This is a genomic window from Streptomyces sp. NPDC020884 (genome assembly GCF_044333935.1).
Lineage (GTDB): Bacteria > Actinomycetota > Actinomycetes > Streptomycetales > Streptomycetaceae > Streptomyces.
On the sequence record NZ_JBIRRY010000006.1, the window covers coordinates 370,792 to 397,118 of the forward strand.

Here is a 26,327-nt window from a genome sequence, read left to right on the forward strand (position 1 = left end):
CCGGTCAGTGGCGGGGCCCCGCGGGCGCGACGTGGGCGTGCTCCACCTGGAAGGCCAGGTCGGTGGTCGGGGAGGCGAAGCCGGAGGCGTCCACCGCGAAGACGCGCACGAGGTGCTCGCCGGGCGACCAGGGCCGGCCGGCCTCCCAGGACCAGCTTCCGTCGGGGGCCACGTCGGGAGAGGCGAGGAACTTCCCCCGCTCCCAGAGGCTGACGCGTACCGCTCCCGGCGCGAAGCCGGTGAACGGCACCACCGCCCCCTGGATCCGCTGTCCGGGCACCGGCGTGTGCACCAGGGGTGCGGGGAAGGAACCGCGGATCTGCGAGGTGGCCTCGAGGTAGCCGTCGATGGCCGACCGGTCGGCCCCCGGGTGCTCCCGTCCGTTCACGACGTGCCCCAGGCGCGGGGCCATGCCGTCGATCAGGAAGTTCACCAGCCCCATGAGCATCGGAACGTTGCGCCGGGTGACTTCGGTGTGGCCGGTGATGAACGGGGAGTCGCTGAAGACGAAGTTGAAGTTCTCGTAGCCGTTGAACAGGTGGAGGAACGGCTCCACCTGGACCGGGTACTGCTCGTCCTGCGGGGAGGAGAGCAGGTAGATGTTGGCCCCGCGGTTCGCCCCGGACATCACGAGGTCCGGGATGGCCCGGTCGAGAACGTGGATGTTCGCGTCGGTGACCTGGCCCATCATGAACGCGGCGATGCCGGGGTGCTTGTGCAGATAGGTGCCGATCAGGAACTGCGGAACGAGCGAGACGATGTTGCGGAAGCCGTACTTGAGCCCGAAGTACAGCGCCGCGCTGCCGCCCTTGGAGCCGCCCCACAGAGTGCACTGGTCCGGGGTGAGCCCCAGGGAGTTCATCACGTTGGCGATCAGCGTGACGACGGACCGCTCCAGGGTGAAGTCCATCCCCTTGCACAGGTAGTAGCTGTTCTGCCCGTCGAACTGGTCGCGGATCCACAGGACGTTGCAGCGCAGTTTGTCGAAGATCCCGTTGGACCAGCCGTAGTCGTCGGGCGCGGCGATGTTGGCGAAGACGACCACCAGGTGCTGGTTGCCCTTCTTCGCATGGCTGAAGCGGTACTGCACGGGGTACGCGTCGGAGGTGTCGATACCGGTGTGCAGGCCGGACGGTGCTGCGGACATGGGTGGCGGACTCCGATCGGGGAGGGGTTCGCGTCCGGCCGACGCGCGCCCCGCGGTTCTGGGCGGCGTCAGTGCCGCGGTTCGGCGTAGGAGGCGTTCACCGGTGCGGCGAAGGCTCCCGTGGCGGTGAAGACGATCGCGGACGGCGGGGACTGGGCTCCCGTCCCGTCCACCGCGAAGCAGTCCAGGGTGTGCGGCCCTTCGGGCCAGGTCCAGCCGGGCTCCCAGAACCAGCTGCCGTCCGGCCCGACCATGACGGTGCCCAGGACCGAGCCCTCCATCCGGAAGACGACCTGGGCGCCCGCGTCGCCGTACCCGGTGAACAGGATGCCCTGGCTCCGCACCGGCTGGTGCGGGACCGGCGCCGTGACGACGGGGGCGGCCGGGCCGTGGGACACCGGGGCGAGCGCCGGTTCCAGCGCGGTGAAGACGATCTCGGTGCGCTCGCTGTGGAACTTCTGCGCGTTCACCGCGAAGAGGCGGATGACGTGCCGCCCCGGGGACCAGGTCTTCTCCGGCTCCCATGACCAGCCGCCGTCGGCCTGGACCGGAGGCGATCCGAGGTACTTGCCGTTCTCCCACATGCTCACCCGTACGGCGCCGGGCGCGCTGCCGGCGAACCGCACCTGGTTGCCGGGGACTTCCCCGTGCTGCGCCGGCAGGGTGACGACAGGGCTGGGGAACGCCTGGGCCTGCACCTGGGAGGTGGCCTGGAGATAGGCGTCGATCGCCGAGGTGTCGCGCTGCGGCTGCTCCCCGCCGTTGGTGACCACGCCGATGCGCGGGGTGATGCCGTCCACCAGGAGGTTCAGCAGCCCCATCATGGTGGGCAGGTTGCGCAGCGTCACCTTGCCGTGGCCGGCGATCAGCGACGAGTCGTTGTAGACGAAGTTGAAGTTCGCGTAGTCCCGGAACAGTCCGAGGAACGGTTCGACGTGCCGGCCGTACTGCTCGTCCTGGGGCGAGGAGATCAGATAGACGTTGGCGTCGCGGTTGGTGCTCGTACGCACCACGTCGGCGAGGACGGAGTCGAGGACCCGGATCTTCTCCTCGGTCACCTCCCCCATCATGAGACGGGCGGCGCCCGGCATGGACTCGCTGACGAAGGTGCCGATCCGGAACTGGGGCACGCTGGCCACGATGTTCCGGAACCCGTACTTCAGACCGAAGTGCAGGGCGGCGGTCCCGCCCTTGGAGCTGCCGAACATGGTGCACTCATCGGGAGTCAGCCCGAGGGAGTTCATCACCCGTGAGATGAGGCCGATGACGGACTGTTCCAGGGTGAAGTCCATCTCCTTGCACAGGTAGTAGCTGTTCTGCCCGTCGAACTGGTCGCGGATCCACAGGATGTTGGCCCGGGTCTTGTCCAGTACGCCGTTGGCCCAGCCCCATTCGCCGGGGGCGTTGAGGTTGGCGAAGACGACGACCAGGTGGCGGTTGCCGTTCTTGGCGTGGGCGAAGCGGTACTCCAGGGGGTGGGCCCCGGAGGCCTCGACGCCGCTGAACACTCGGCGCGCGTTCGGGTCTGCGTTAGACATGGACGACATCCACTTCGTGCCGGAACGGTTCAGCGGTCGGGGTGCTCATCGGGCGCAGGGCGGCGGGGCCGGCAGCCGCGTTCCCCTGCGCCCGTCGGCCGGCGCCGGCGAGCGGCTGGTGCGCGGCGGGGCGGGGCGGCGGGGTCACGGTGCCCACGGCCGGGGCGGTCGCCTGCCCGGCGTCGAGGTCGCCGCCCGCCACGAGGATGCGGTCCGTCAGCCGGGCGGCGGCGTATCCGTCGTCCAGGTCGCAGAACTCGCGCTGGAACCAGCGGTAGCGCTCGGTGTACTCCGCCTCGATCCGGTCGATGTTCCGGATGGCGGAGATCAGTTCGGCCGACGCGAAGAGCAGGGGGCCCGGGGCGCTCTGCTCGAAGTCGAAGTAGAAGCCGCGCAGGGTGTCCCGGTAGTGGTCCAGGTCGTAGGTGAAGAACAGGATCGGCCGCCCGGTGTTCACGAAGTCGAACATCAGGGAGGAGTAGTCCGTGATCATCACATCGCTGATCAGCGACAGGTCCGCCATGTCCGGGTAGTCGGACACGTCGAAGACGAAGCCGTCGCCCGCGCCGGGGACCGGGTCCACGACGTTGGGGTGGCGGCGGACCATGAGGACGTGGTCGTCCCCCAGCCGGGCACGGGCGTCGTCGAGGTCGATCCGGAAGTCGAACTTGTACTTCCCCGGCGCGTAGAACTGGTCGTCGCGCCAGGTGGGCGCGTACATGATGATGCGCTTGCCGGGGGGCAGGCCGATCCGCTGCCGGATCTCCGCGGCGCGGCGCTCCGTACCGGGGCGGCGCAGGATGTCGTTGCGCGGGTAGCCGCACTCGACCATCTCGCCGGGGAACTTGAAGGCCCGCTGGAGGATCGGGGTGGAGAAGCTGTTGGGCGACACGAGCATGTCCCAGTTCTGCACCTCCTTCTCCACCCGCTCCAGATACCGCTGGTCGGCGAAGTGCACCGACTCGATGTCGTGGCCGATCTTCTTGAGCGGGGTGCCGTGCCAGGTCTGCACGACGATCTGGTCGGGGCGCTTGGCGAACCAGTCGGGGAGGTGGTTGTTGGCGACCACGTAACGGGAGGTCGCCAGGGCCTCGTACCACTGGGGCGACCACATGCGCACGGGTCGCGCCGTCGGCGGTACGTCGACCTGGTCGTCCCGTACGACCCAGAGGTGTTCGAGGTCGACGCCGCGCCGGACCATCTCCTCGTGGACCGCCCGGGGGCTGTCGGAGTACTGCGTGCCCTTGAAGGCGTCGAACAGCACGGCGGGGCGGACCGGCTCGCGGCGGGCCTGCGGGTAGGCCTTGGTCCGCAGCAGCTTCTGCCGGTAGGGGCCCCGCGCGTCCTCGGGCATGGCGGAGTGCACCAGCATCGACAGCCGGTCGTACGCCTCGGCCTGGAGTTCGTAGCGCCGCTCCCCCACCTCCAGGTTCTGGGGCATGGACGGGATGATGCCCTGATCGATCTTGATCATGAGGTCCGGGGAGCGGTCCTCGGGGGCCACCGCGGACGGGTCCTGGCGGCGCAGGAAGAAGTCCCAGCGGCCGGCGGCGAGCGGGATGCCTCCGGCGAGGGTGCGCATGGCGGCCGGGGTCAGGACCGTGCGGAACCGCCGCCCGTCCCACTGGATGGGCACCGCCCGCTCGGCGCCGTGGGCGCGCGAGCGTACGACGAGGTGGGCGCTGATCCGCTCCGCGGGCGGGAGCAGGTCGTATCCGGCGTAGTCGCAGACGAGTTCCAGCGAGCCGTCCGCGAGCCACTCGCCGTCGCTGAGCAGCGGCAGGGCGGCGCGCTCGAAGAGCACCACATAGCCGGAGCCGTTGCGGTGGACGACGACCTCGCGGTCCCGCTCCTCGGTCTGCAGGGTCCCGGGCATGCGGTAGTGGCCGTCGTCGACCTCCTGGGCCATCACCGGGTAGAGCGGCGTCTTGCGGCCCTCCACGTGGAGGGTGACCTTCCAGCCGTTGCTCCCCATCGTCCAGGCCTGCGGGACGGTGTCGCCGGTCGCCCGGGAGCCGGGGACGAGGCTGGTGAGGGGGATGCGGGTGGCGAAGGTGCACCAGCCCTCCCCGCCGGGCTGGAACGACATCCAGGAGTCATGCCGGCCGGCGCCGTTCATGCTGGTGACGCGGAACTTGCCCCATTCGGGGACGGCCGGGGTGAGCAGGACCCCGCCGATCTCCAGGTGCTCCCCGACCACCCGGTGCCGGGTGATGCGGCAGCGGACGACCTCCACCCGGAGCTTCAGGCTGCCCTGCATGAAGAGCGGGAGGATGCGGGTGTTCTTGTCGACATAGCGGTACGCCGGGTTGGCGGCGGTCCCGGCGCTGCCCCGGCCGATGCCCTTGTACCGGAACAGGCCCCGGCTGAACACACCGGCGGCGACGTCCCAGGTCCCCTCGACCCACTGGCCCTTGCGCTGGAGCCGGGTGACGTCGAAGCGGCTCTCGAAGCCGGCCCAGTCGTAGCAGTAACGATTCTGGTTGGAGTACTCGGTCGCCTGCGGGAAGTAGCTGGTCCTGGCCAGGTTGACGAGCTTGCTGCCGGTCTTCTTGTTGCGGAGCGCCAGCATCTTCGTGGACATGTGCCGCTTGTGCACGTTGATGAACCGGATGTAGGCAGAGCCCTTGAGGACCAGGGAGTCGCCGTCCCACGCCGCCTCGGAGAGCGAGCTGTAGGGGGACAGCTCCTTGTCGAGCCGGTAGTCGCTCTTGTAGAGGCCCGTCTTCCGGTTCTCCAGGTGCGGGTAGTTGAGGTAGCGGCGCAGCCGCCGGCGGACCGGCAGCGGTCCGCCCTTGCGCTCGAACTCCAGGACGTCGAGGAGTTCGCCGAGCCGGCCCTGGTGGACGAGCAGCCACTTGACCCGGGCGTCGGCGGGGAGCTCTTCGATGATGTCGTAGTCGGCTTCGGAGAGGAACTCCTGGGCCCAGTGCATGAACGCGTCGCGGTAGTCGTCCTCCGCGTCCGGGAGGACCTTGAGGTGCAGCATGAGGTCGGACTTGAGGCAGGCGAGGTCGTACTTGCGCTTGTGATCCCGGAACTGGCGCGAGCGGTGCTGCCCGAGGAAGCGGCTCACCGACTGCACGGCCGCGACACGGTCCCGCAGATTGGACACCTCGGTGTGGCGCTGGGTGATGGAGGGGGCGGCACCGCCGTCACGGCGTCGCCAGAAATAGACGATGTCGGTGATGACGTCGACCTTGGCCGCCCGGAAGTGCGCGAACATGTTCACCCAGGAGTCCTCGTACAGGACGCCTTCGGGGAACTCGATGAAGTGGTGGTCCCAGAAAGACCGGCGGAACACCTTGTTCCACACGGTGCGGTCATAGATCAGGGCCTCGAAGCGCGTGATGTGCGTGCCCTTGCGGTCCCGCTGCATGGGGCCCTTGTGGAGCGGCGACTGCCACTTCTTGGTGGAGTTCATCATCTGGACATTGCCGGAGACGAAATCCGATCCGGATTCGGTCAGCGTGCGGACGAGCAACTCGTAGGCGTATTCGGGGACGACGTCGTCGCCGTCCGCGAAAACCAGGAACTCGCCGTCGGAATGCATGGCACGGAGCCCCGTGTTGCGGGCGTGCCCCGGGCCGTGCGACTCCTGGCGGATCAGCCGGAAGCGCGGGTCAGCGGCGCAGAAGCGCTGGGCGATCTCCGTGGAGGTGTCGGTGGAGCCGTCGTCCACCATGATCACTTCGAAGTCGCGGAAGGTCTGCCGCGCGATGGACTCCAGGCACTCCGTGAGGTACGTCTCAACGTCCTGAAACGGAACGATGACACTCAAACGGGGCCCAGCGGCCATGCTTCACACTCCAGTTCGAGGCAGGAGGTGACCACCTGCGCTCCTTCGACTTCCCGACCACCGCGCCTTGCCCCCACCGAATCCCCGTTGACTCGAAGTCGGGCACACCCCCGTCGATCGCCTGCGGCTCGGCTCTCGAACTGTTGCGTCAGACGCAAATCTTAAGTGAACATTAAAAGATGTCAATGTGCAGATTCTGCACACAGTTCGATGATCTGCTCGACACATCCACGTGACATGCGCCATACTGCGCGGCGCACAACCTTCCGGAGCGCTCGGCGATCTGATACCACCGGCGTTTCTCCGCGCGCGGAAGCGCCATGGGGGGTCTACCGGCCCGCGTTCGACGGAACCGGGGTCAGAGTCTTCGCCACTCCGAGAGCGTCAGACCGGGATCATCCGTCTGCCGGGCCACGCGTGGGACGCCGTCGCCGTCGACGACCGCCATCACGACCCGGCCGAAGACGTCCAGGGCCAGGGCCGGCGGCGCGAGACACGGCACACCCGTGTCGGACCACCAGACGCCGTTTCCCTCGTCCTCGGTGACGCCCACCCCGACCACGGCGCTTCCGTCCACGCCGCGATGGGCCAGGACCGTGCAGTCGTAGCCGTCGAGGAGGGTGCGGAGCGCGGCGTGCGGGCCCTCGCCCGGCACCCCGCCCAGCACCGTCGGCCAGGCACCGGCCCGGTAGGCCACCACACCTTGGCCGGCGGGGTCGGTCCAGTAGTACGTGGGCCGGTCGGGCCCCGTCTCCAGGACCGCCACCGTGCCCGGCACCGCCGCGAGGCGGGCCGGATGCCCTTCGCCCAGCGCCCCGCCCGCGGCCTGCTGGGACCAGTGGAGAATGCCGTCCGCCGTCGTGGCGAACAGTTCGATGCGCCCCGACGCGAGGGCGATGGCCGCGAGGGTCGATGCGATGCCACTGCCCCGACGGTCGTCCCAGGGCCGCCACTTGCCGTCGCTCTGCTCACGGCGCAGGGCCAGTCCGCCGTCCGCGTTCCGGACGAAGATGTGGACCATGCCCGAGGGGGTCACCACGACCACGGGCTCACCGAGCCGGCCGGCCCGCTCCGCGTCCTTGTGCGGATTTCCCAGCGAACGCCACTCGGAGACCGGGCGGCCCGTCTGGTACTGGATGGCGTACACGACATCGACGACGGTCCGCCCGTCGGCCTTCTGCCGTTCGCGGCGGCCGACGAAGTGCACGTACGCGTTGGCGTCCTGCGTCACGGACAGATGGGTGAGGCCGGCGATCGGGACGAGGGCGGGCTGCCCCCAGTCCTCCGCGCCCGGCCGCGTCTCGGTCCAGCGCCGGAGTCCGCCCTCCGCCGGAGCGTAGACGGCGAGGCTGCCGTCCCTGCCCCTGGCGAGCCAGATTCCCCGCAACGTGTCGACCGCGGGAGCAACCCTGGCAGCCGGGCGGGCAGTCCGTCCGAGCATCGTTCCGCGTCACCCTTCCAGACGTTCGACCCATTGCACGTGTTTTCGAATCTGGCTCATCCTAGACCCTCACAGCGAGCGAACAGATGGGGCTCAGAAAATGAAGATCCCTTACGGTTCGAGGCCACGATGACGGCTGCGCGACCGTGCGGTGGCGCAGCGGCACTCGCACGGATGCTCGATGAGTTGTCTATAGTTCTCCGCACCACGAATGTCGGACCGGCTCCTCCCCCCACCCGAGTCCACCCGCCACAGCCCTATGGGGCCGCGACACCGAGGGACTCGAAAACAGGATGAGCAACGACGTCATGCCTCCGGGCCCCCGCACATCCCGACGCGCCGCCAAACCCCGCAAGCGCCGCCGCGGCCTCAAGATCACGCTCGGTGTTCTCCTCGTTCTGCTGCTCGCCGCCGGCTCCACCGCCTACTGGCTCTACAGCCGGCTCGACGGGAACATCAAGGCCGTCGACATCAACAAGGCGCTCGGCGAGGACCGCCCCGAGAAGCTGCCCACCAGCGGACAGAACCTGCTGGTCCTCGGCTCGGACTCGCGCGCCGGGGCGGAGAACAAGGAACTGGGCGGCGGCGGGAGCGTCGGCGGGGCGCGCTCGGACACCGCGATGGTGGTGCACATACCCGAGGGCCGGTCGAAGGCGGTCGCCGTCTCCATACCGCGCGACACCCTGGTGACCCGGCCCGAGTGCGTCAAGGACGACGGTTCGGCGCTGCCGGGCAAGGAGCGCGTCATGTTCAACTCCGTCTACTCGCAGGCCGGTCCGGCCTGTGTGGTGAAGACGGTGGAGAAGATGTCCGGCGTCCGCGTCGACCACTACCTGGAGATCAACTTCGCCGGGTTCAAGGACCTGGTCGACGCCATCGGCGGGGTCACCGTCGACGTACCGCAGGACATCGACGACAAGGCCTCCGGGCTGCACCTCGCCGCGGGCCCGCAGAAGCTGAACGGCACCGAGTCCCTGGCGTACGTCCGGACCCGGCACGGCATCGGCGACGGCAGCGACCTCGGCCGCATCGGGCTCCAGCAGCAGTTCCTGCTGGCTCTGCTGAGCGAGGTCAAGTCGCAGGACCTGCTGGGCAGCCCGGCGAGCTCCTACAAGATCGCCAACTCCGCCACCAAGGCGCTCACCACCGACTCGGGACTCGCCTCGCTCACCTCGCTGGCGGAGTTCGCCCGTTCGATGAACGGCGTCGACCCGGCCTCGATGGAGACGATCATGCTGCCGGTGGCGTACGACAAGATCGACCCGAACCGGGTGATCGCGTCCGAGCCGCAGTCCGGCCAGCTGTGGAAGGCGATCCGCGAGGACGCCACGATCCCCGAGGAAGCGAAGAAGTCCCCCGCCACCGGCGGCTGACGACCCGTCGTCCCGCGTGCCGCGTGACACCCTGCCGGGATGAACGACGACGAAGCGGTGCTGGTGATCGTGGACGCCGCCAACGTGGTCGGCTCCGTGCCCGACGGGTGGTGGCGGGACCGGCGCGGGGCGGCGACCCGGCTGCGGGACTCGCTGGTCCGCCCTGCGCGGGACGGACTGCCGGGGCTGCCCGGCCCCGTCGAGCTGGTACTCGTCGTCGAAGGGGCCGCCCGGGGCATCGCCTCGGTGGCCGGGGTCCGGGTCGAATCGGCCCCCGGCAGCGGTGACGACCTGATCGCCGAACTGGCGGCCGGGGCCTGCCCGGACCGGGAGTGCGTCGTCGTCACCGCCGACCGCGGACTGCGGCAGCGGGTCGAGGCGTACGGGGCCCGGTGTGTGGGGCCGCGCACGGTACGGCCGCTGCCGCCGCGCCGGGACGGGGAGCGCTAGCGCCCTTCCTTGCTCATCCGGCTGTGGGAACGCCCGTACACGAAGTAGATGATCACGCCGAGGACCATCCAGGCGCCGAAGCGCACCCAGGTCTCCACCGGCAGGTTGAGCATCAGCCAGACCGAGGCGGCCACCGAGACGATCGGGAGCAGCGGCACCCACGGGGTACGGAACGCGCGGGGCAGGGACGGCTGGGTGCGGCGCAGGACCAGGACGCCGAGGGCGACGACGACGAACGCGAAGAGCGTGCCGATGTTCACCAGGGTGGCCAGTTCCTCGATGCTCGTGAACCCGGCGATGATCGCGATCAGCACGCCGAGCAGGATCGTCGGGCGGTAGGGGGTGTGGAAGCGCGGGTGTGTCTTGGAGAAGAAGCGCGGGAGCAGTCCGTCGCGGCTCATCGCGAAGAAGACCCGGGTCTGGCCGAGCAGCAGGATCATGCAGACCGTGGTGAGGCCGACCGCCGCGCCGAAGCTGATCAGCCCGGCGTAGAAGGGGTGCCCGGTGGACTTGAAGGCGTCGGCGAGCGGGGCGCTGACGGAGAGTTCGCTGTAGTGCTGCATGCCGGTGACCACGATCGAGACCGCCACGTAGAGCACCGTGCAGATGATGAGCGAGCCGAGGATGCCACGCGGCATGTCGCGCTGCGGGATCTTGGTCTCCTCGGCGGCGGTGGCCACCACGTCGAAGCCGATGAAGGCGAAGAAGACGATGGAGGCGGCGGTGAAGATGCCCATCACACCGAAGTTCGTGGGCTCGTAGCCGAACATCAGCTGGACGAGGGGGGCGTCCCAGCCCGAGCCGGCGGGCTGCTGTTCGGCCGGCGGGATGAAGGGCTTGTAGTTCTCGGCCTTGATGAAGAACAGGCCCGCGATGATCACCATGAGGACCACCGCGACCTTGATCGCCACCACGACCGAGGTGACCCGGGCGGACAGCTTCATGCCGACGACCAGGATGGCGGTCAGCACCAGCACCAGGGCGAAGGCCAGGATGTCGAAGCCGAACCCTTCCGCCACATCCGGACCCGAGAGCACCTCGGGCATCGTCCAGTCGACGTTGTCCATCAGTGAGCGGACGTAGCCGGACCAGCCGACCGCGACCACCGCGGTGCCCAGCGCGAACTCCAGCACCAGGTCCCAGCCGATGATCCAGGCCACCAGCTCGCCCAGCGAGGCGTACGCGAAGGTGTAGGCGGAGCCGGCCACCGGGACGGTGGAGGCGAACTCGGCGTAGCAGAGCGCGGCCAGCGCGCACACGACGCCCGCCACGGCGAACGCGATGGCGGTGGCGGGGCCCGCCGTCTCCTTGGCGACCTGGCCGGTGAGGACGAAGATGCCGGTGCCGATGATGACGCCGACGCCGAAGACCGTCAGGTCCAGGGCGGAGAGGGACTTCTTGAGCCCGTGTTCCGGCTCCTCGGTGTCACGGATCGACTGTTCGACGGACTTGGTGCGGAACATGCCGTTTCCGCGGGGTGGTGTGACCTGCGCGCTCACCTGCGTACCTCCACGCATTGGTTGTGAACGCCATGATTCGGATCGGGTCGGCGCGGGAACGCGCCATCCGGCCCGTTTCACGCGAACGGGCCGGGAGAACCACCCGTACAGGGGCGGTTCCCCCGGCCCGTTGAGCCGTATGGAGGTACGGGGATCAGTCGCGGGCGGGCTCCACGGCGCGGCTCTCGAAGCGGCCGTCGAGCTTGGCCACCAGGCCGGTGACCTGCCGGGCGATGTCCGGGGCGGTCAGTCCGATCTCGGCCATGACCTCGGCGCGCGAGGCGTGGTCGAGGAAGACCGGCGGGATGCCGAAGTCGCGCAGCGGTACGTCGACGCCGGCGTCGCGCAGCGACTGGGCGATGGCGGAGCCGACGCCTCCGGCACGGCTGTTGTCCTCGACCGTGACGACGACGCGGTGGCGCTCGGCGAGCGGGGCGAGCGCCTCGTCGACGGGCTTGACCCAGCGGGGGTCGACGACAGTGCTGGAGATGCCCTGGGCGTCCAGCAGGTCGGCGATCTCCAGGCACATCGGGGCGAGCGCGCCGACGGAGACGACGAGGACGTCCGGGCGGGGGGCCTTCGGCTCGCGCAGGATGTCCATGCCGCCGGCCTTGCCGACCGCCTTGACGGCGGGGCCGACCGCGCCCTTGGAGAAGCGGACCACGGTGGGCGCGTCGTCGACGGTGACGGCCTCGCGCAACTGGGCGCGGACCTGGTCGGCGTCGCGCGGGGCGGCGATCCGGAGCGTGGGAACGCACTGCAGGATCGACATGTCCCACATGCCGTTGTGCGAGGCGCCGTCCGTGCCCGTGACGCCGGCCCGGTCCAGGACGAAGGTGACGCCGCACTTGTGCAGGGCGACGTCCATCAGGACCTGGTCGAAGGCGCGGTTGAGGAAGGTGGCGTAGACCGCGAAGACCGGGTGGAGTCCGCCGGTGGCGAGGCCGGCCGCGGAGACCGCGCCGTGCTGCTCGGCGATGCCGACGTCGTAGATCCGGTCCGGGAAGGCCTCCTCGAACTTGCCGAGGCCGACGGGCTGGAGCATGGCCGCGGTGATCGCGACGATGTCCTCGCGCTCCTGGCCGAGCTTGAGCATCTCCTCGCCGAAGACGGAGGTCCAGTCGAGGCCGGAGGTGGAGATCGGCAGGCCGGTGTCCGGGTGGATCTTGCCCACCGCGTGGAAGCGGTCGGCCTCGTCCTGGAGGGCCGGGGTGTAGCCGCGGCCCTTCTCGGTGAGGCAGTGCACGATGACCGGGCCGCCGAAGCGTTTGGCGCGCTGGAGCGCGGATTCCAGGGCCTCGATGTCATGGCCGTCGATCGGGCCGACGTACTTCAGGCCGAGGTCCTCGAACATGCCCTGCGGGGCGATGAAGTCCTTGAGCCCCTTCTTGGCGCCGTGCAGGGTCTCGTACAGCGGGCGGCCGACGACGGGCGTCCGCTCCAGGATGCCCTTGCCGCGGGCCAGGAACCGCTCGTAACCGTCGGTCGTACGGAGCGTGGCGAGGTGGTTGGCCAGGCCGCCGATGGTCGGCGCGTAGGAGCGCTCGTTGTCGTTGACGACGATGACGAGCGGGCGGTCCTTGGCGGCGGCGATGTTGTTCAGCGCCTCCCAGGCCATACCACCGGTGAGCGCGCCGTCGCCGATGACCGCGACGACGTGGTCGTCCTTGGCGAGGACCTCGTTCGCCTTGGCCAGGCCGTCGGCCCAGCCGAGGACCGTGGAGGCGTGGCTGTTCTCGATGATGTCGTGCTCGGACTCGGCACGGGCGGGGTAGCCGGAGAGGCCGCCCTTGCTCTTGAGCCGGGAGAAGTCCTGGCGGCCGGTGAGCAGCTTGTGGACATAGCTCTGGTGGCCGGTGTCCCACAGGACCTTGTCCTGGGGAGACTCGAAGACCCGGTGCAGGGCGAGGGTCAGCTCGACGACGCCGAGGTTGGGGCCGAGGTGTCCGCCGGTCTTGGACACCGCGTCCACGAGGAAGGTACGGATCTCCTCCGCGAGCTGCTCCAGCTCACCGAGGCTGAGCCGGTCCAGGTCGCGCGGTCCCTTGATGCGGGTCAGCAGGTCCACCCGTGCCTCCTTGCGTTTGAGCTGATCGAGCGTGCCGATCCGATGAGTCTAATGTTCCGTTCGCGACGGCGGGCATCGGGCGGCGTTGTTCGAATACGGAATGCCGGACACGCGCAGGTGCCCGGCACCCCTGGGGGCACCGGGCACCTGCGCGGATCCGCGGTCAGGCGCGGCCCGCGGTCTTCTGGGTCCTCCGGGTGACGGAGTCGATGACGACCGTGGCGAGAAGCACGGCGCCGGTGACCATGTACTGGATCGGCGTGGCGATGCCCTCCAGGGACAGGCCGTACTGAATCGAGACGATCACCATGACACCGAGCAGCGCGTTCCAGGTGCGGCCGCGGCCGCCGAAGAGGCTGGTGCCACCGATGACGGCCGCCGCGATGACGTTCATCAGGAGGTCGCCGGTGCCGGAGCCCTGGTTGGCCGCCGCGATCTTGGAGGCCCAGAACAGGCCGCCGATCGCCGCGAAGGTCCCCGCGATGGAGAAGACGGAGATCCGGATCGCGGTGACGTTGATACCGGCGCGCCGGGAGGCCTCGACGCTGCCGCCGAGCGCGAAGATCTTCCGCCCGTAGGCCGTGCGGCGGAGCAGGAAGTCCGTGCCGACCAGAACGATCAGGAAGAGGACCAGGGCGAGCGGCAGGCCGCGGTACTGGTTGAACATGTACGCGGCGGCGAAGGCGAACACCGCGATGACGGCGGTGCGCACGACGATGTCGGCGATCGGGCGGGCCGGGATGCCGGCCCGCTCGCGGCGTCGGGTGTCCAGGAAGGCGGCGGCGAAGTAGCCGATCACCGCGATCGCGGCGAGCCCGTAGGCAGCGGCGACGTCGGTGAAGTAGTACGTGGTCAGCTTGCCGACCACCCCGTCGCCGTCCAGGTTGATCGTGCCGGAGTCGCCGAGCAGCTGGAGCATGAAGCCGAGCCAGAACAGCAGGCCGGCCAGGGTGACGGCGAAGGCGGGTGCGCCGACCCGGGCGAAGAAGAAGCCGTGGACCGCGCCCATCACCGCGCCGCTGACGATGGCGACGAGGATCGCCAGCCATTCGTTCATGCCCTGGGTGACGCTGAGCACCGCGACGAGCGCGCCGGAGACACCGGAGACGGAGCCGACCGAGAGGTCGATCTCGCCGAGCAGCAGGACGAAGATGATGCCCACGGCCATCATGCCGGTGGCGACCATCGTGGTGGCGATGTCGCTGATGTTCTTCGCGGAGAGGAACTCGGAGTTCATGCTCTGGAAGACGATGGCGATGATCGCGAGGCCGACGATCACCGGGATCGAGCCCAGGTCGCCGCCGCTGATCTTGCGCTTGAACTCGGTGACGTAGCCGGTGAGGCCCTGCTCACGGATGAGCAGGCGGGGGTCGATGACCGTGGCGGCGCCCTCGGCCGCGTCCGGGTTGCCGACCGGCGGCGCGTCGGCCTTGTCCAGCGAGGTGCTGGTCTTGTCCACCGGGTTGGTGGTCTCGTCGGTGGTCACTTGGAAACCTCCGCGTTGCGCGCCGCACGTCGGGTCACGGCGTTTTCCGTGGCGCCCGTGATGGCGGAGATGATCTCTTCCTGGGAGGTGGTCTTCACATCGAAGACACCGTTGTTCCGGCCCAGCCGGAGCACGGCGACCTTGTCGGCGACGGCCTTCACATCGGCCATGTTGTGGCTGATGAGGATGACCGCGTGCCCGCGCTCGCGCAGCCGCTCGACGAGGTCGAGGACCTGGGCGGTCTGCTCGACGCCGAGGGCGGCGGTCGGCTCGTCGAGGATGACGAGGCGGGGCTCGCCGAGCATCGACCGGGCGATGGCCACGGTCTGGCGCTGGCCGCCGGAGAGCGAGGCGATCGGGATGCGGACGCTCGGGATGCGGATGGAGAGCGTGGACAGCAGCTCGCGGGAGCGGCGCTCCATCTCGACCTCGTCCAGGATGCCGAACCTGCGCAGCTCCCGGCCGAGGTAGAGGTTGCCGACGACATCGATGTTGTCGCACAGCGCGAGGTCCTGATAGACGGTCGCGACGCCGAGGTTCTGGGCGTCGTGCGGCTTGTCGATCTGGACGGCCCGGCCCTCCCACTCGATGACGCCGTCATCGATGGGGTGCACTCCGGCGATCGTCTTGACCAGCGTTGATTTACCGGCGCCGTTGTCGCCCACCAGGGCGACCACCTCGCCGGCGTGGACCTCAAGCTCTACATCGGTGAGTACCTGGACGGCACCGAATCGCTTGGAGACCCCTCGCAACGCCAACACGGGCGTAGCGGACACATGAACCATCTCCTTCGCCGCCTGACCGGCGGGGATGCCGTCCCCGGGGGAAGGGGCGGCGGTGTCGAGCAAAGAGAACAGATGAGGGGTGAGCGTTCCGTCCGGCGCCCCGCCCGGTAGCGGGACGGTTGGTGTGCGGGGCGCCGGACAGGCTTCGTGGCGCGTGCGGGCCGGAGTACGGCGCTCGCGTGCGCGGGTGGTGGGGCCGCTCGGCCCTCGCCGCGGTGCGGCGGGCGGGCGTCGCGGCGGGCGGGACCCGGCCGCTCGGGGGCGGGCCGGGTCCCGGGGGCCTACTTGAGACCGATCGTGTCGCAGTTGGCCTTGTACTTGGCCGTGCAGATCTCTTCCAGCGTCCAGATGCCGTCCTTGAGCACGGTGTCCTGGATGTTGTCCTTGGTCAGCGAGACGACCGGGACGAGCACCGTCGGGATGCCCTTCTGGCTGGCATTGTCGACCTTGGAGGTGGCGATCGAGTCGAGCTTCTCGCCCTTGGCGAGGGCGACGGCCATCTCCGCGGCGACGATGCCCTCCGCGGGGTAGGACTTGTAGACGCTCATGAACTGCTCACCGGAGACGATGCGCTGCACGCCCGCCAGCTCGGCGTCCTGGCCGGTGACCGGGGGAAGCTTCGGCAGACCGGCGGCCTTGAGGGCGGTGATGATGCCGCCCGCCATGCCGTCGTTGGCGGAGTAGACGCCGTCGATCTTGTCCTTGCCGAGCGCGGTGATCGCCGCTTCCATGTTGGCGTTGGCGTTCTCCGGCTTCCACTCCTTGGTGTCGTACTCCTTGCCGTACTTCACCTTGCCGTCGAGGACGGACTTGGCGCCCTTCTTGAAGAGCGCGGCGTTCGGGTCGGTGACGGCGCCGTTCATCATGACGATCGTGCCGCCGTCGGCCTTGTCGCCCAGGGCCTCCAGCAGGGCGGTGCCCTGCGCCCGGCCGACCTCTTCGTTGTCGAAGGAGGTGTAGGCGTCGATGGGGCCCTCGGCGAGGCGGTCGAAGGCGACGACCGGGATGCCCTCGGCCTTGGCCTTCTTGATGCTGTTCTCGATCGCCTTCGCGTCCACCGCGCCGACGATGAGCGCGTCGACCTTGTTGGTGATCATGGTGTCGATCTGCTGCGCCTGAGTGGTCGCGTCCTGCTTGGCGTTGTTGTAGGTGACCTTGGCCTTGCCACCGGTGAGCTCGCTGATCTTCTTCTCGATGATCGGCCGGTCGAACTTCTCGTAACGGGCCGTCTGGTTCTCGGGGAGGAGCAGACCTATCTTGAGGTCGTCGCCCTTCTTCTCCGAGCCCTGATCGGCCTTGTCGCCGGACTCCTTGGCACTCCCGCAAGCGGCCAGCGAGATCGCCATCGTGGTGGCGGCAACGGCAACGGCGGCACGACGCATACGCGTGTTCATTCTCGAACCTCCCTGACGAGGCCGCGACGTTGCGGCCGAGGTGGCTGGAAGTCAACTCGGCCCCAGCGCCAGCGTCAAGGAGTAAATCCTTAACGAGATGACAACGGTGCCATTCGTTATCTAAGTGAAGGCAGGAGTCGACGCGGGGAGGGTGCTCTCCAGGAGGGTGGAATCCCCCATCTCGCTGAGCACCAGAGCGAGCGCCCCCAGCACCTCGGCACGGCCGCCGAGCGCTCCGGGCAGCACCGAGAGCTGCCGGGCGGCGCTGGGGATCGCGTAACGCGACACGGAGTCCCGTATGGGCCCCAGGACCAGCTCCCCGGCCTCCGCCAGCGAGCCGCCGAGCACCACCCGGCTGGGATTGAGCAGATTGCACAGGTTGGCCACCCCGCTGCCTATGTGGCGGCCGACGTCGCCGATCACCCGGCGGCACCCCGGATCGCCCTCGCGGGCCAGCTGGACCACCCGCTCCATGGTGAGCCCGGCCCCGTGGCTGGGCTGGAGCAGCGGCAGGACGTAGCGGGCGGCGGTGAAGGTCTCCAGGCAGCCGCGGTTGCCGCAGCGGCAGACCGGGCCGGACTCGTCGAGCGTGATGTGCCCGATCTCGCCGGCCGTGCCGCCCGGACCCCGGTAGATGGTCCCGTCGATCACCAGGCCGGCGCCGACGCCGCTGGCCACCTTGATGTACGCGAGGTCCTTGACGCCCCTGCCGCTCCCCCAGACCAGCTCGCCGAGCGCCCCCAGATTGGCGTCGTTGTCGACGTACACGGGCACGCCGAGGCGGCCGGAGAGCTCCTCGCTCGGGTTGATGCCCGTCCAGCCCGGCAGGATCGAGGTGGAGCCCAGCGTGCCGGACTCGACGTCGATGGGGCCCGGCACGCCCAGACCGATGCCGATCACCTTGTCCGGGCCGATCCCGGTGGCCTCGATCAGCCGCTTGACCAGCACTTCCGCCCGGTCGAAGCCTTCTGCGGACGAGGCGTCGACATCCAGCGGCTCGGACTCCTCGGCCAGCACCTGGTGGGCGAGGTTGCCGACGGCGACGCGCAGATGCGTATGGCCGAAGTCGACGCCGATGACGATGCCGGCGTCGCCGCTGAGCGAGACGCTGCGGGCCCGGCGGCCGCCCGCCGAGGTGGGGGTGACCTCGACCGTCCCGCTGTCCTTCAGCTCCCGGACGATATTGGAGACCGTGGCTGCGGAGAGCCCGGTGCTCCGGGCGATCTCCGCCTGGGTGAGCGATCCTGCCATCCGTACGGCGCGTACGACCCGCTCCAGATTGGCCCTGTGCAGCGATGTCTGCGACCCGGGAGTCTCCATCGACTCATCCACTCCTGCCCTTGGCGGGCGGTCCGGAAGACCGCCCCGGCCGGGGCCGCAGCGATGAGACCCCGGCTTCCTCCAACATGTGAACCCTAAGCTGACCGTTCGGGGGTGCCTCCCGTCAAGACCTGAGCGGGCCGGGGCTCACCCGCGCGCATACGGCACGGTGCCCCGGCGGAGGAGTCCTCTGCCGGGGCACCGTGTCGTATGCGAAAGGTGACCTACTTGAGCGCGCCCGCCGTCAGACCGGAGACGACCTGGCGCTGGAAGATGATGTACGCGGCCAGCACCGGCAGCATCGCGATCACCAGGCCGGCGAAGAGGCCGGAGTAGTCGCCCTTGTAGCCCTGGCTGGAGGCCAGCTCCACCAGGCCCTGGGCCAGCACCCGCTTCTCCGGGTCGGTGTTCAGCACCGTCGGCAGCATGTACTGGTTCCACTGCCCCAGGAAGTTGAAGATCCCGACGCTGATCAGGCCGGGCTTGGCCATCGGCAGCATGACCTGGAAGAACGTACGGGTGTGGGAGGCCCCGTCGATGATCGACGCCTCCGCCACCGAGGTCGGCAGCGTACGGAAGAACGAGGTCAGGAAGAACACGGTGAACGGCAGCGAGTACGCGATGTACACGAGGATCAGGCCGTGGATCGTGTTCAGCAGCCCCATGTTGTCCATGACGTAGAACAGCGGGACCAGCGCCAGCATGATCGGGAAGCTCATGCCGCCGACGAACAAGAAGTAAATGAAGCGGTTGCCCGGGAACTCGAAGCGGGCGAGCACATAGGCGGCCATGGACCCGAGGACCAGGGTGCCGACGAGCGACCCGCCCACCACCAGGATGGTGTTCAGGAAGTACTCGCTCATGTGGGCCTGGCTCCAGGCCCGGCCCCAGCTGTCGAAGTTCAGCGAACTGGGCAGCGACCACGGAGTGTTGAAGATGTCCGAGTCGCTCTTGAACGAGGACATCACCGCCCAGAACAGCGGCAGGACGACCATGATCGCCCACAGGACGAGCATCCCGTGCGAGAAGACGTTGAGGACCGAGCCCTCGCTGCTCTTCGCGGGGGCCGACGGGCTCGCGCCCGCCGGGCCGGTGCGCTGGGCCGGGACCTTCACCGCGCCGGCGTCGGAGGGGGGCCCGGAGGGACCGGAGGGAGGGGTGTCAGTGGTCTTCATCAGAACTCCAGCCGCTCGCGCCGGCCCACCCGCATGACGATGGCGGCGAACGCCAGGGTCACGATGAGCAGGGCGACACCGATCGTGGTCGCGTAGCCCGCCTGTCCGTCACGGAACGCCGCCTGGTAGACGTACAGCGGCAGGACGGTGGTCGAGTAGTCGGGCCCGCCGGGACCGACGCTCATGATGTGGACGATGGCGAAGCCCTCGGCGCCGAGCGCCAGGATGCCCATGTAGACCCAGCCGGACTGGACCGTGTCCCACAGCAGGGGCAGCGTGATCCGGAAGAAGGTCGTGAAGCGGCTGGCGCCGTCCAGCAGGGCCGCCTCGTAGAAGTCCTTGGGGATGGAGGCCATGCCCGCGGAGAACAGCACCACGAAGAAGCCGGTCGTGCACCAGACGAGGACCGCCATGATGCACCACAGGGCCAGCTGCGGGTCGCCCAGCCAGTCCGGCACGTCGCTGATCCCCACGGCCTTGAGGGTGCCGTTGATCATGCCCTGGGCCGGGTCGAAGGCGAACTGGAACAGGATGGCCACGATCGCGATCGAGAGCACCTGCGGGAAGAAGTACGCGATCTTGTAGAAGCCCGAGCCCCGTACGCCGGTGACGGCGGCGCCCTTGCGGCGCCGCCCGCCCACGTTGAGCATGAAGGCGAAGAAGAGCGCGAGGCCCAGCGTCACCAGCGGCAGCAGAACAGCCAGCAGCACACTGTGCTGAAGCGATTTCCAGAAGACGTCGTCGTCGAGCATCTTGGTGTAGTTGTCGAACCCGACCATCTTGAAGTCGGGACTCAGCCCCGTCCAGTCCGTGAACGAGTAGTAGATGGACTGGATGAAGGGCCAGATGACGAAGATGACGTACAACGCCATCGGAACCACCAAGAACCCGATTATGAACCGGTATTTACCGTGTTGCATCGTTACCGACTCCGACCTTCCCGTGCTGCCCGCCGCTGGTGACGCGTGGTCACTGGTGCTTGAAGTGCTTGATGGACTGGTCCTTGGCGGTCGCGTCGGCGAAGGCCTGGATCTTCTTGATGGTCTCGGCCGGGTTGGCCCGTCCGGCCATCATCTCGCCGAGCGCGGCGACGCCGATCTGCTCCTTCTGGAGCTTCACGTACCAGTCCTGCAGGCGCGGGTTGACCACATTGGTGCCGGCCTTCTCCAGCGCGGCGACACCGGACTTCAGGCCGTCGGACAGCTCGATGCCGTCCGTGCCGCCGTTGAAGGCGGAGAGCGACTTGGTGCTGGTGGTGAAGGACTTGGAGGAGTCCTCGCTGAGCATGATGCGCAGCTGCTCCATGCCGCCCGCCGGGTTCTTCGCCTTGCTCGGGACGATGAACGGCTCGCCGCCGGACGCCCAGAGGGTGCCGAAGGGCAGCTTGTCCGAGGAGTCGAGGCTGGAAGGGGCGCCCACGGACAGCTTGAAGTCCTTGGGGATGATCGCCGCTTCCTCGTTCTCGACCCAGGAGCCGTTCGGGATGAACAGCGCCTTGCCGCGGGCCCACGCGCCCTGCGAACCGCGGTGGTCCAGGCCGGGGGTGCCCTTGAGGATGTAGCCCTTGGCGTAGAGCTCGTAGTACGCCTCGAAGGCCGCCTTGACCGCGGGGTGCTCCCAGGCCTTCGGCTCCAGGTTGTCGATCGCGTCGAGGACCTCGACACCGCCGATCTTGGCGATGAAGGGGTACAGCGAGAAGGGGAGGTAGTAGGGGTGCTTGCCGGGGTAGGTCCAGCCGGCGATGCCCTGCTTCTTCGCCTTCGCGCAGAGCGCGAGCATGTCGTCCCAGTTCTCCGGGTACGTGGCGTCGAGCTTCTCCAGCGCGGTCTGCGAGTACCAGACACCGTAGACCGTGTACGCGTAGTACATGATCCAGACCGGGTCGCCGTCGAACTGGCCCATCTCGACGATGCCGGGCCGCAGGGTGTCGCGGACCTTCTTGGCGGGGTCGTCGATCGAGGGGGCGTCGAGCAGCGCGGTCAGGTCGGTGAGCTGCTTCTTGCCGACCAGGACGCCCATGTCCATCTGCTGGGCGCCGGAGTTGTCGATCAGGTCCGGCGGGGTGCCACCGTTGAACCGCGGCTGGAGAACCGACTGGATCTTCTGCGTCGCGGAGAACTTGACCTTCGCGTCGGGATAGGTCTTCTCGTAGACGGCCTTGGCGTCCTCGGCGTACTTGGTGCCGAAGCCGCCGTCGAAGATGACGATCTCCAGCGGTGCGCTGCCGTTGACGGCCAGCGGGTTCTTCTCGGTCTTTTCGCCCTTTTCGACCTTGTCGTCGCTGCCGCTGTCGCCGCTCGCGCAGGCGGACAGGAAGCTCATCGTCGGAACAGCGATCAGGCCGAGTGCGGCAGAACGCTTGATCAGATCGCGACGGCCAAGGCCCTCATTGTTGTGGGCGGAGGTGGATCCCATGCTCAAGTCCTCGCCTTCTCCAGGACTCAGGCGGTGTACCGGTCGCCCCGTCGGAAATTCGCCTCAGGCGAAGGGCCCCGCCACCGCGGTCAGTTGCGCTTGGGTGGTGCAGATATGCAGATGTACCGGACAGGCCGGCGCTGTGGGGATTTCGGATGACCGTACAGCGAGGACGCCCCTGGCGTCCCGCAACCGTCCCCGTTTCCCCCGCGCGCACGTCCGTGTGAAACGGCTGTGCAGACGCCGACAGGTATAGTCCACTTGTCGCCAACTGAGCAAGATCGAAAGCAGGTTTGGGCGGCAGTCTTTCCCGAGTTGAGACCTCACGGACACCTCGGCACCTCGCGCCCTCTTCCCGCGGCGGCTATTTCCCCATTCCGGCCGATTCGCCGACACCCCCCGCGGCAACACCCTTGACACGTCCTGTCACTTGGCTCCCTACTGGACCTTGCATCCCGTTATGACAACGTTGTCCATGCATTTTCCCGGGGAGGAACGGCTCGGCATGCAGCCACCACGCGGCCTCAATCACGGCTCCGACAAAGCCCCTCACACGGTCCCCCGCACGGCCCCCCGCCGGAGACGGACCCCCACAGCAGCCGCCCTCGCGGCATCCCTCGCCCTGGTGGTGATCGCCCCCGCGGTCGCCACCGCGCAGCCCGCATCGCCGGACCGGAAGCCCTCCGGCGAGCGGACGTTCAGCACCTCCTTCGAGGCCGACGAGAAGCAGCCCGACTGGCGCAGCACCGTCGAGGAGGGGCCCGACGGCGAGAAGCGCTCCTCCGGCGTCGACGGGGGCTTCTCCTCCGGCATACCGGGCAATGTCACCGACCGGGTGACGGAGGTCCGCGCGAGCGCCGAGAACACCGCCGGCGGCGAGGTCAAGGAGAACCTCGTCGACGTCGAGCCGGGCTCCAAGTGGCTGGCGTTCCAGCCCACCGGCTGGGTCGAGTTCGATCTGGACGAACCCGTCAAGGTCGTCACGTACGCCCTCACCTCGGCCAACGACCACGCCGAGCGCGATCCGAAGGACTGGACCCTCAAGGGCTCGGCGGACGGCAAGGAGTGGACCGACCTCGACACCCGCAGCGGCGAGACCTTCGCGAAGCGGCACGAGACCAGGACGTACGACTTCACGGGCGACACCGCCTACCGGCACTTCCGGCTGGAGATCACGAAGAACAACGGAGCGGCGGACGCGCTCCAGCTCTCCGACGTTCAATTCTCGAACGGTGACACCTCCACTCCGGCGCCCGAGGAGATGCGCAGCCAGCCCGACCGCGGCCCCTCCGGATCCCCCACCGCGAAGTCGGGCGCGGGATTCACCGGAAAGAAGGCGCTGCGTTACGCGGGTACGCACACCCCCGACGGACGCGCCTACTCGTACAACAAGATCTTCGACGTGAACACGGCCGTCACCAAGGACACCGAGCTGTCCTACCTCGTCTATCCGCAGATGGGCGAGACGGACCTGAACTACCCGGCCACCCACGTGGCGGTGGACCTCGCCTTCACCGACGGTACGTATCTGAGCGAGCTCAAGGCCACCGACAGCCACGGCGGGCTGCTGACCCCGCAGGGGCAGGCCGACGCCAAGCGCCTCTACGTCAACCAGTGGAACAAGGTCGCCTCCCGCCTCGGCACGGTCGCCGCGGGCAAGACGGTCGACCGGATCCTGGTGGCGTACGACTCCCCCAAGGGCCCGGCGAAGTTCCAGGGCTGGATCGACGACATCACGATCGCCCCGAAGGCCCCCGAGAAGCGCAAGGCGCATCTCTCGGACTACGCGCTGACCACCCGCGGCACCAACTCCAGCGGCGGCTTCTCGCGCGGCAACAACATTCCGGCCACAGCCGTCCCGCACGGCTTCAACTTCTGGACGCCGGTCACCAACGCCGGCACCACCAGCTGGCTGTACGACTACGCCCGGGGCAACAACGAGGACAACCTCCCCACGCTCCAGGCCTTCAGCGCCAGCCATGAGCCGAGCCCCTGGATGGGCGACCGGCAGACCTTCCAGCTGATGCCGTCGGCCGCCTCCGGCACCCCGGACGCGTCCCGGACGGCCCGCGCGCTGCCCTTCCGGCACGAGAACGAGACGGCGAAGCCGCACTACTACGGCGTCACGTTCGAGAACGGCCTCAAGGCCGAGATGACGCCGACCGACCACGCGGCCCGGATGCGGTTCACCTACCCGGGCAAGGACGCGAGCCTGGTCTTCGACAACGTCACGAACGACGGCGGCATCACGCTGGACGCCGAGAACCGCTCCTTCTCCGGTTACACGGACGTCAAGAGCGGCCTGTCCACCGGCGCCACCCGGATGTTCGTGTACGGCGTCTTCGACGCGCCGGTCACCGACAGCGGCAAGCTGAAGGGCGGCGGGGGCGACGACGTCACCGGGTTCTTCCGCTTCGACGCGGGCAAGGACCGCACGGTCAACCTGCGGCTGGCCACCTCGCTGATCGGCGTCGACCAGGCGAAGCAGAACCTGGCCATGGAGATCCCGGAGTCCACCTCGTTCGACCGGGTGCAGCGCAAGGCGCAGGGCGCCTGGGACGACATCCTGCGGACGGTCGAGGTCGAGGGCGCGAACGCGGACCAGCTGACGACGCTCTACTCCAGCCTCTACCGCCTCTACCTCTACCCGAACTCCGGCCACGAGAAGGTGAAGGGCAGGAACAAGTACGCCAGCCCCTTCTCCAAGGCGGTCGGTGAGGACACCCCGACGCAGACCGGCGCGAAGATCGTCGACGGCGAGGTCTTCGTCAACAACGGCTTCTGGGACACCTACCGCACGACCTGGCCCGCCTACTCCTTCTTCTCCCCGAAGAAGGCCGGCGAGCTGGTGGACGGGTTCGTCCAGCACTACAAGGACGGCGGCTGGACCTCGCGCTGGTCCTCCCCCGGTTACGCGGACCTGATGACCGGCACCAGCTCGGACGTGGCGTTCGCCGACGCGTACGTCAAGGGCGTGAAGTTCGACGCCGAGGCGGCGTACGACGCGGCCCTCAAGAACGCCACCGTGGCCCCGCCGTCCTCGGGCGTCGGCCGCAAGGGCCTGGAGACCTCCGTCTTCACCGGCTACGCGGACACCGCCACCCACGAGGGCCTATCCTGGTCGCTCGAGGGATACGTCAACGACTACGGCATCGCCCGGATGGGGCAGGAGCTGTACAAGAAGACGAAGAAGGCGCGGTACAAGGAAGAGTCCGAGTACTTCATGAACCGGGCGCAGAAGTACGTCAAGCTCTTCGACGGCAAGGCCGGGTTCTTCCAGGGCAAGAAGCCGAACGGCGACTGGCGGCTGCCCTCCGACCAGTACGACCCGCGCGTCTGGGGATACGACTACACGGAGACCAACGGCTGGGGCTACGCCTTCACCGCTCCGCAGGACAGCCGCGGCCTGGCCAACCTGTACGGCGGCCGCGACGGTCTCGGCAAGAAGCTGGACACGTACTTCTCCACGCCGGAGACGGCGGGCCCGGAGTTCGTCGGCAGCTACGGCGGGGTCATCCACGAGATGACCGAGGCGCGTGATGTGCGGATGGGCCAGTACGGCCACAGCAACCAGGTCGCCCACCACGCCACGTACATGTACAACGCCGCCTCGCAGCCGTACAAGACGCAGGAGAAGGTCCGTGAGGTGCTGGGCCGGCTGTACGTCGGCAGCGAGATCGGGCAGGGCATCCACGGCGACGAGGACAACGGCGAGCAGTCGGCCTGGTTCCTCTTCTCCTCGCTCGGCTTCTACCCGCTGGTGATGGGCAGCGGGGAGTACGCGATCGGCTCGCCGCTCTTCAAGAAGGTGACCGTCCGCATGGACAACGGCCGCAAGCTGGTCGTGAAGGCCCCGAAGAACAGCGACAAGAACATCTATGTGCAGGGCGTGAAGGTCAACGGCAAGAAGTGGACCTCCACCGCGCTCCCGCACGACGTGCTGGCCAAGGGCGGCACGCTGGAGTTCGACATGGGCCCGAAGCCGTCGGCCTGGGGCACGGGCAAGAACGCGGCCCCGGTCTCCGTCCAGAAGGACGACCAGGTCCCGACGCCCAAGGGCGACGCGTTGAAGGGTGACGGCGCGCTCTTCGACGACACCTCGGCCACCTCGGCGACCGCCGAGTCCGTGGAGCTGCCGGTCGCCAAGGCGACGAAGGCCGTGCAGTACACGCTGACGTCGTCGTCCGACAGGGCGAAGGCGCCGCGCGGCTGGGTGCTCCAGGGCTCCGCCGACGGCAAGAAGTGGAAGCAGCTGGACAAGCGGTCCGGCGAGTCCTTCGCCTGGGACCGGCAGACACGGGCGTTCACCGTGTCCGCTCCGGGCGAGTACCGGCACTACCGGCTCGTCCTGGACGGCTCGGCGACGCTCGCGGAGGTCGAGCTGCTGAGCTGATCCGCCTCCACCGCGGGTGCGGGGCGGCACAGGGGCGGGAGTGG

16 protein-coding genes are annotated in these 26,327 nt (G+C 68.6%); 3 read left to right on the forward strand and 13 right to left on the reverse strand.

All coding sequences use genetic code 11. From position 1 onward, the window contains the following. Positions 1 to 4 precede the first annotated feature (4 nt). From ACH4UK_RS21035 to ACH4UK_RS21050, 4 genes are all read right to left on the reverse strand, one after another. Complete coding sequence (locus ACH4UK_RS21035; RefSeq protein ID WP_398358330.1) at positions 5 to 1,147, reverse strand: hypothetical protein; 1,143 nt, start codon at positions 1,145 to 1,147, stop codon at positions 5 to 7. Positions 1,148 to 1,215: 68 nt separating this feature from the next. After that, the gene (locus ACH4UK_RS21040) at positions 1,216 to 2,685 is read right to left on the reverse strand and encodes a hypothetical protein (RefSeq protein WP_398358331.1); all 1,470 of its coding nucleotides are present in this window, start codon (positions 2,683 to 2,685) and stop codon (positions 1,216 to 1,218) included. Next, positions 2,678 to 6,484 (reverse strand): CDP-glycerol glycerophosphotransferase family protein, encoded by a 3,807-nt coding sequence (locus tag ACH4UK_RS21045; protein WP_398358333.1) that lies wholly within the window; start codon positions 6,482 to 6,484, stop codon positions 2,678 to 2,680. The genes ACH4UK_RS21040 and ACH4UK_RS21045 overlap by 8 nt, the downstream gene beginning before the upstream one ends. Before the next feature lie 358 nt (positions 6,485 to 6,842). Beyond that, positions 6,843 to 7,925: a hypothetical protein gene (locus ACH4UK_RS21050; RefSeq protein WP_398358335.1), complete on the reverse strand. Its 1,083-nt coding sequence runs from the start codon at positions 7,923 to 7,925 to the stop codon at positions 6,843 to 6,845. A gap of 293 nt (positions 7,926 to 8,218) precedes the next feature. Here ACH4UK_RS21050 and ACH4UK_RS21055 point away from each other — a divergent pair, with 293 nt between their 5' ends. Together ACH4UK_RS21055 and ACH4UK_RS21060 are read left to right on the forward strand one after the other, a co-directional pair. Beyond that, positions 8,219 to 9,298: an LCP family protein gene (locus ACH4UK_RS21055; protein ID WP_398358337.1), complete on the forward strand. Its 1,080-nt coding sequence runs from the start codon at positions 8,219 to 8,221 to the stop codon at positions 9,296 to 9,298. Between the two features lie 39 nt (positions 9,299 to 9,337). Beyond that, the gene (locus ACH4UK_RS21060; RefSeq protein ID WP_398358339.1) at positions 9,338 to 9,748 is read left to right on the forward strand and encodes an NTP pyrophosphohydrolase; all 411 of its coding nucleotides are present in this window, start codon (positions 9,338 to 9,340) and stop codon (positions 9,746 to 9,748) included. Here ACH4UK_RS21060 and ACH4UK_RS21065 read toward each other — a convergent pair. The 9 genes from ACH4UK_RS21065 to ngcE form a co-directional block, all read right to left on the reverse strand. Beyond that, the gene (locus tag ACH4UK_RS21065) at positions 9,745 to 11,211 is read right to left on the reverse strand and encodes an amino acid permease (RefSeq protein ID WP_398358540.1); all 1,467 of its coding nucleotides are present in this window, start codon (positions 11,209 to 11,211) and stop codon (positions 9,745 to 9,747) included. The genes ACH4UK_RS21060 and ACH4UK_RS21065 overlap by 4 nt on opposite strands. A gap of 190 nt (positions 11,212 to 11,401) precedes the next feature. Continuing rightward, positions 11,402 to 13,315 (reverse strand): 1-deoxy-D-xylulose-5-phosphate synthase, encoded by a 1,914-nt coding sequence (gene dxs / locus ACH4UK_RS21070; protein WP_398358341.1) that lies wholly within the window; start codon positions 13,313 to 13,315, stop codon positions 11,402 to 11,404. Between the two features lie 163 nt (positions 13,316 to 13,478). Continuing rightward, complete coding sequence (locus tag ACH4UK_RS21075) at positions 13,479 to 14,801, reverse strand: sugar ABC transporter permease (RefSeq protein ID WP_398358343.1); 1,323 nt, start codon at positions 14,799 to 14,801, stop codon at positions 13,479 to 13,481. Next, positions 14,798 to 15,586, reverse strand: a complete 789-nt coding sequence (locus tag ACH4UK_RS21080) for an ATP-binding cassette domain-containing protein (RefSeq protein ID WP_398358542.1) — start codon at positions 15,584 to 15,586, stop codon at positions 14,798 to 14,800. The genes ACH4UK_RS21075 and ACH4UK_RS21080 overlap by 4 nt, the downstream gene beginning before the upstream one ends. A gap of 281 nt (positions 15,587 to 15,867) precedes the next feature. Then, entirely contained in the window at positions 15,868 to 16,980 is a 1,113-nt protein-coding gene (locus ACH4UK_RS21085) for a sugar ABC transporter substrate-binding protein (RefSeq protein ID WP_398358345.1), read from the reverse strand. 120 nt (positions 16,981 to 17,100) lie between these two features. Continuing rightward, positions 17,101 to 18,300, reverse strand: coding sequence for an ROK family protein (locus ACH4UK_RS21090; RefSeq protein ID WP_398358346.1), 1,200 nt, complete (start codon positions 18,298 to 18,300; stop codon positions 17,101 to 17,103). 224 nt (positions 18,301 to 18,524) lie between these two features. Then, complete coding sequence (locus ACH4UK_RS21095; RefSeq protein WP_398358348.1) at positions 18,525 to 19,475, reverse strand: carbohydrate ABC transporter permease; 951 nt, start codon at positions 19,473 to 19,475, stop codon at positions 18,525 to 18,527. Next, the gene (locus tag ACH4UK_RS21100; RefSeq protein WP_398358350.1) at positions 19,475 to 20,395 is read right to left on the reverse strand and encodes a carbohydrate ABC transporter permease; all 921 of its coding nucleotides are present in this window, start codon (positions 20,393 to 20,395) and stop codon (positions 19,475 to 19,477) included. Before ACH4UK_RS21100 ends, ACH4UK_RS21095 begins: the two co-directional genes overlap by 1 nt. Before the next feature lie 49 nt (positions 20,396 to 20,444). Next, positions 20,445 to 21,890 carry an N-acetylglucosamine/diacetylchitobiose ABC transporter substrate-binding protein gene (ngcE, locus tag ACH4UK_RS21105; protein WP_398358352.1) on the reverse strand — a complete coding sequence of 482 codons (1,446 nt, stop codon included), beginning with the start codon at positions 21,888 to 21,890 and terminating at the stop codon, positions 20,445 to 20,447. Between the two features lie 505 nt (positions 21,891 to 22,395). Between ngcE and ACH4UK_RS21110 the strand changes: the two genes are divergently transcribed. After that, on the forward strand, positions 22,396 to 26,283 hold the full coding sequence (locus ACH4UK_RS21110) for a GH92 family glycosyl hydrolase (RefSeq protein ID WP_398358354.1): 3,888 nt from the start codon (positions 22,396 to 22,398) through the stop codon (positions 26,281 to 26,283). Positions 26,284 to 26,327: the final 44 nt, after the last annotated feature.

Coding starts and splice junctions, on each gene's coding strand:
- ACH4UK_RS21055 (WP_398358337.1), top strand. CDS start 8,219: ATGAGCAACGACGTCATGCCTCCGGGCCCCCGCACATCCCGACGCGCC.
- ngcE (WP_398358352.1), bottom strand. CDS start 21,890: ATGGGATCCACCTCCGCCCACAACAATGAGGGCCTTGGCCGTCGCGAT.
- ACH4UK_RS21110 (WP_398358354.1), top strand. CDS start 22,396: ATGCAGCCACCACGCGGCCTCAATCACGGCTCCGACAAAGCCCCTCAC.
- ACH4UK_RS21065 (WP_398358540.1), bottom strand. CDS start 11,211: ATGTTCCGCACCAAGTCCGTCGAACAGTCGATCCGTGACACCGAGGAG.
- ACH4UK_RS21050 (WP_398358335.1), bottom strand. CDS start 7,925: ATGCTCGGACGGACTGCCCGCCCGGCTGCCAGGGTTGCTCCCGCGGTC.
- ACH4UK_RS21100 (WP_398358350.1), bottom strand. CDS start 20,395: ATGCAACACGGTAAATACCGGTTCATAATCGGGTTCTTGGTGGTTCCG.
- ACH4UK_RS21095 (WP_398358348.1), bottom strand. CDS start 19,475: ATGAAGACCACTGACACCCCTCCCTCCGGTCCCTCCGGGCCCCCCTCC.
- ACH4UK_RS21040 (WP_398358331.1), bottom strand. CDS start 2,685: ATGTCTAACGCAGACCCGAACGCGCGCCGAGTGTTCAGCGGCGTCGAG.
- ACH4UK_RS21060 (WP_398358339.1), top strand. CDS start 9,338: ATGAACGACGACGAAGCGGTGCTGGTGATCGTGGACGCCGCCAACGTG.
- ACH4UK_RS21080 (WP_398358542.1), bottom strand. CDS start 15,586: ATGGTTCATGTGTCCGCTACGCCCGTGTTGGCGTTGCGAGGGGTCTCC.
- ACH4UK_RS21090 (WP_398358346.1), bottom strand. CDS start 18,300: ATGGAGACTCCCGGGTCGCAGACATCGCTGCACAGGGCCAATCTGGAG.
- ACH4UK_RS21085 (WP_398358345.1), bottom strand. CDS start 16,980: ATGAACACGCGTATGCGTCGTGCCGCCGTTGCCGTTGCCGCCACCACG.
- ACH4UK_RS21035 (WP_398358330.1), bottom strand. CDS start 1,147: ATGTCCGCAGCACCGTCCGGCCTGCACACCGGTATCGACACCTCCGAC.
- ACH4UK_RS21045 (WP_398358333.1), bottom strand. CDS start 6,484: ATGGCCGCTGGGCCCCGTTTGAGTGTCATCGTTCCGTTTCAGGACGTT.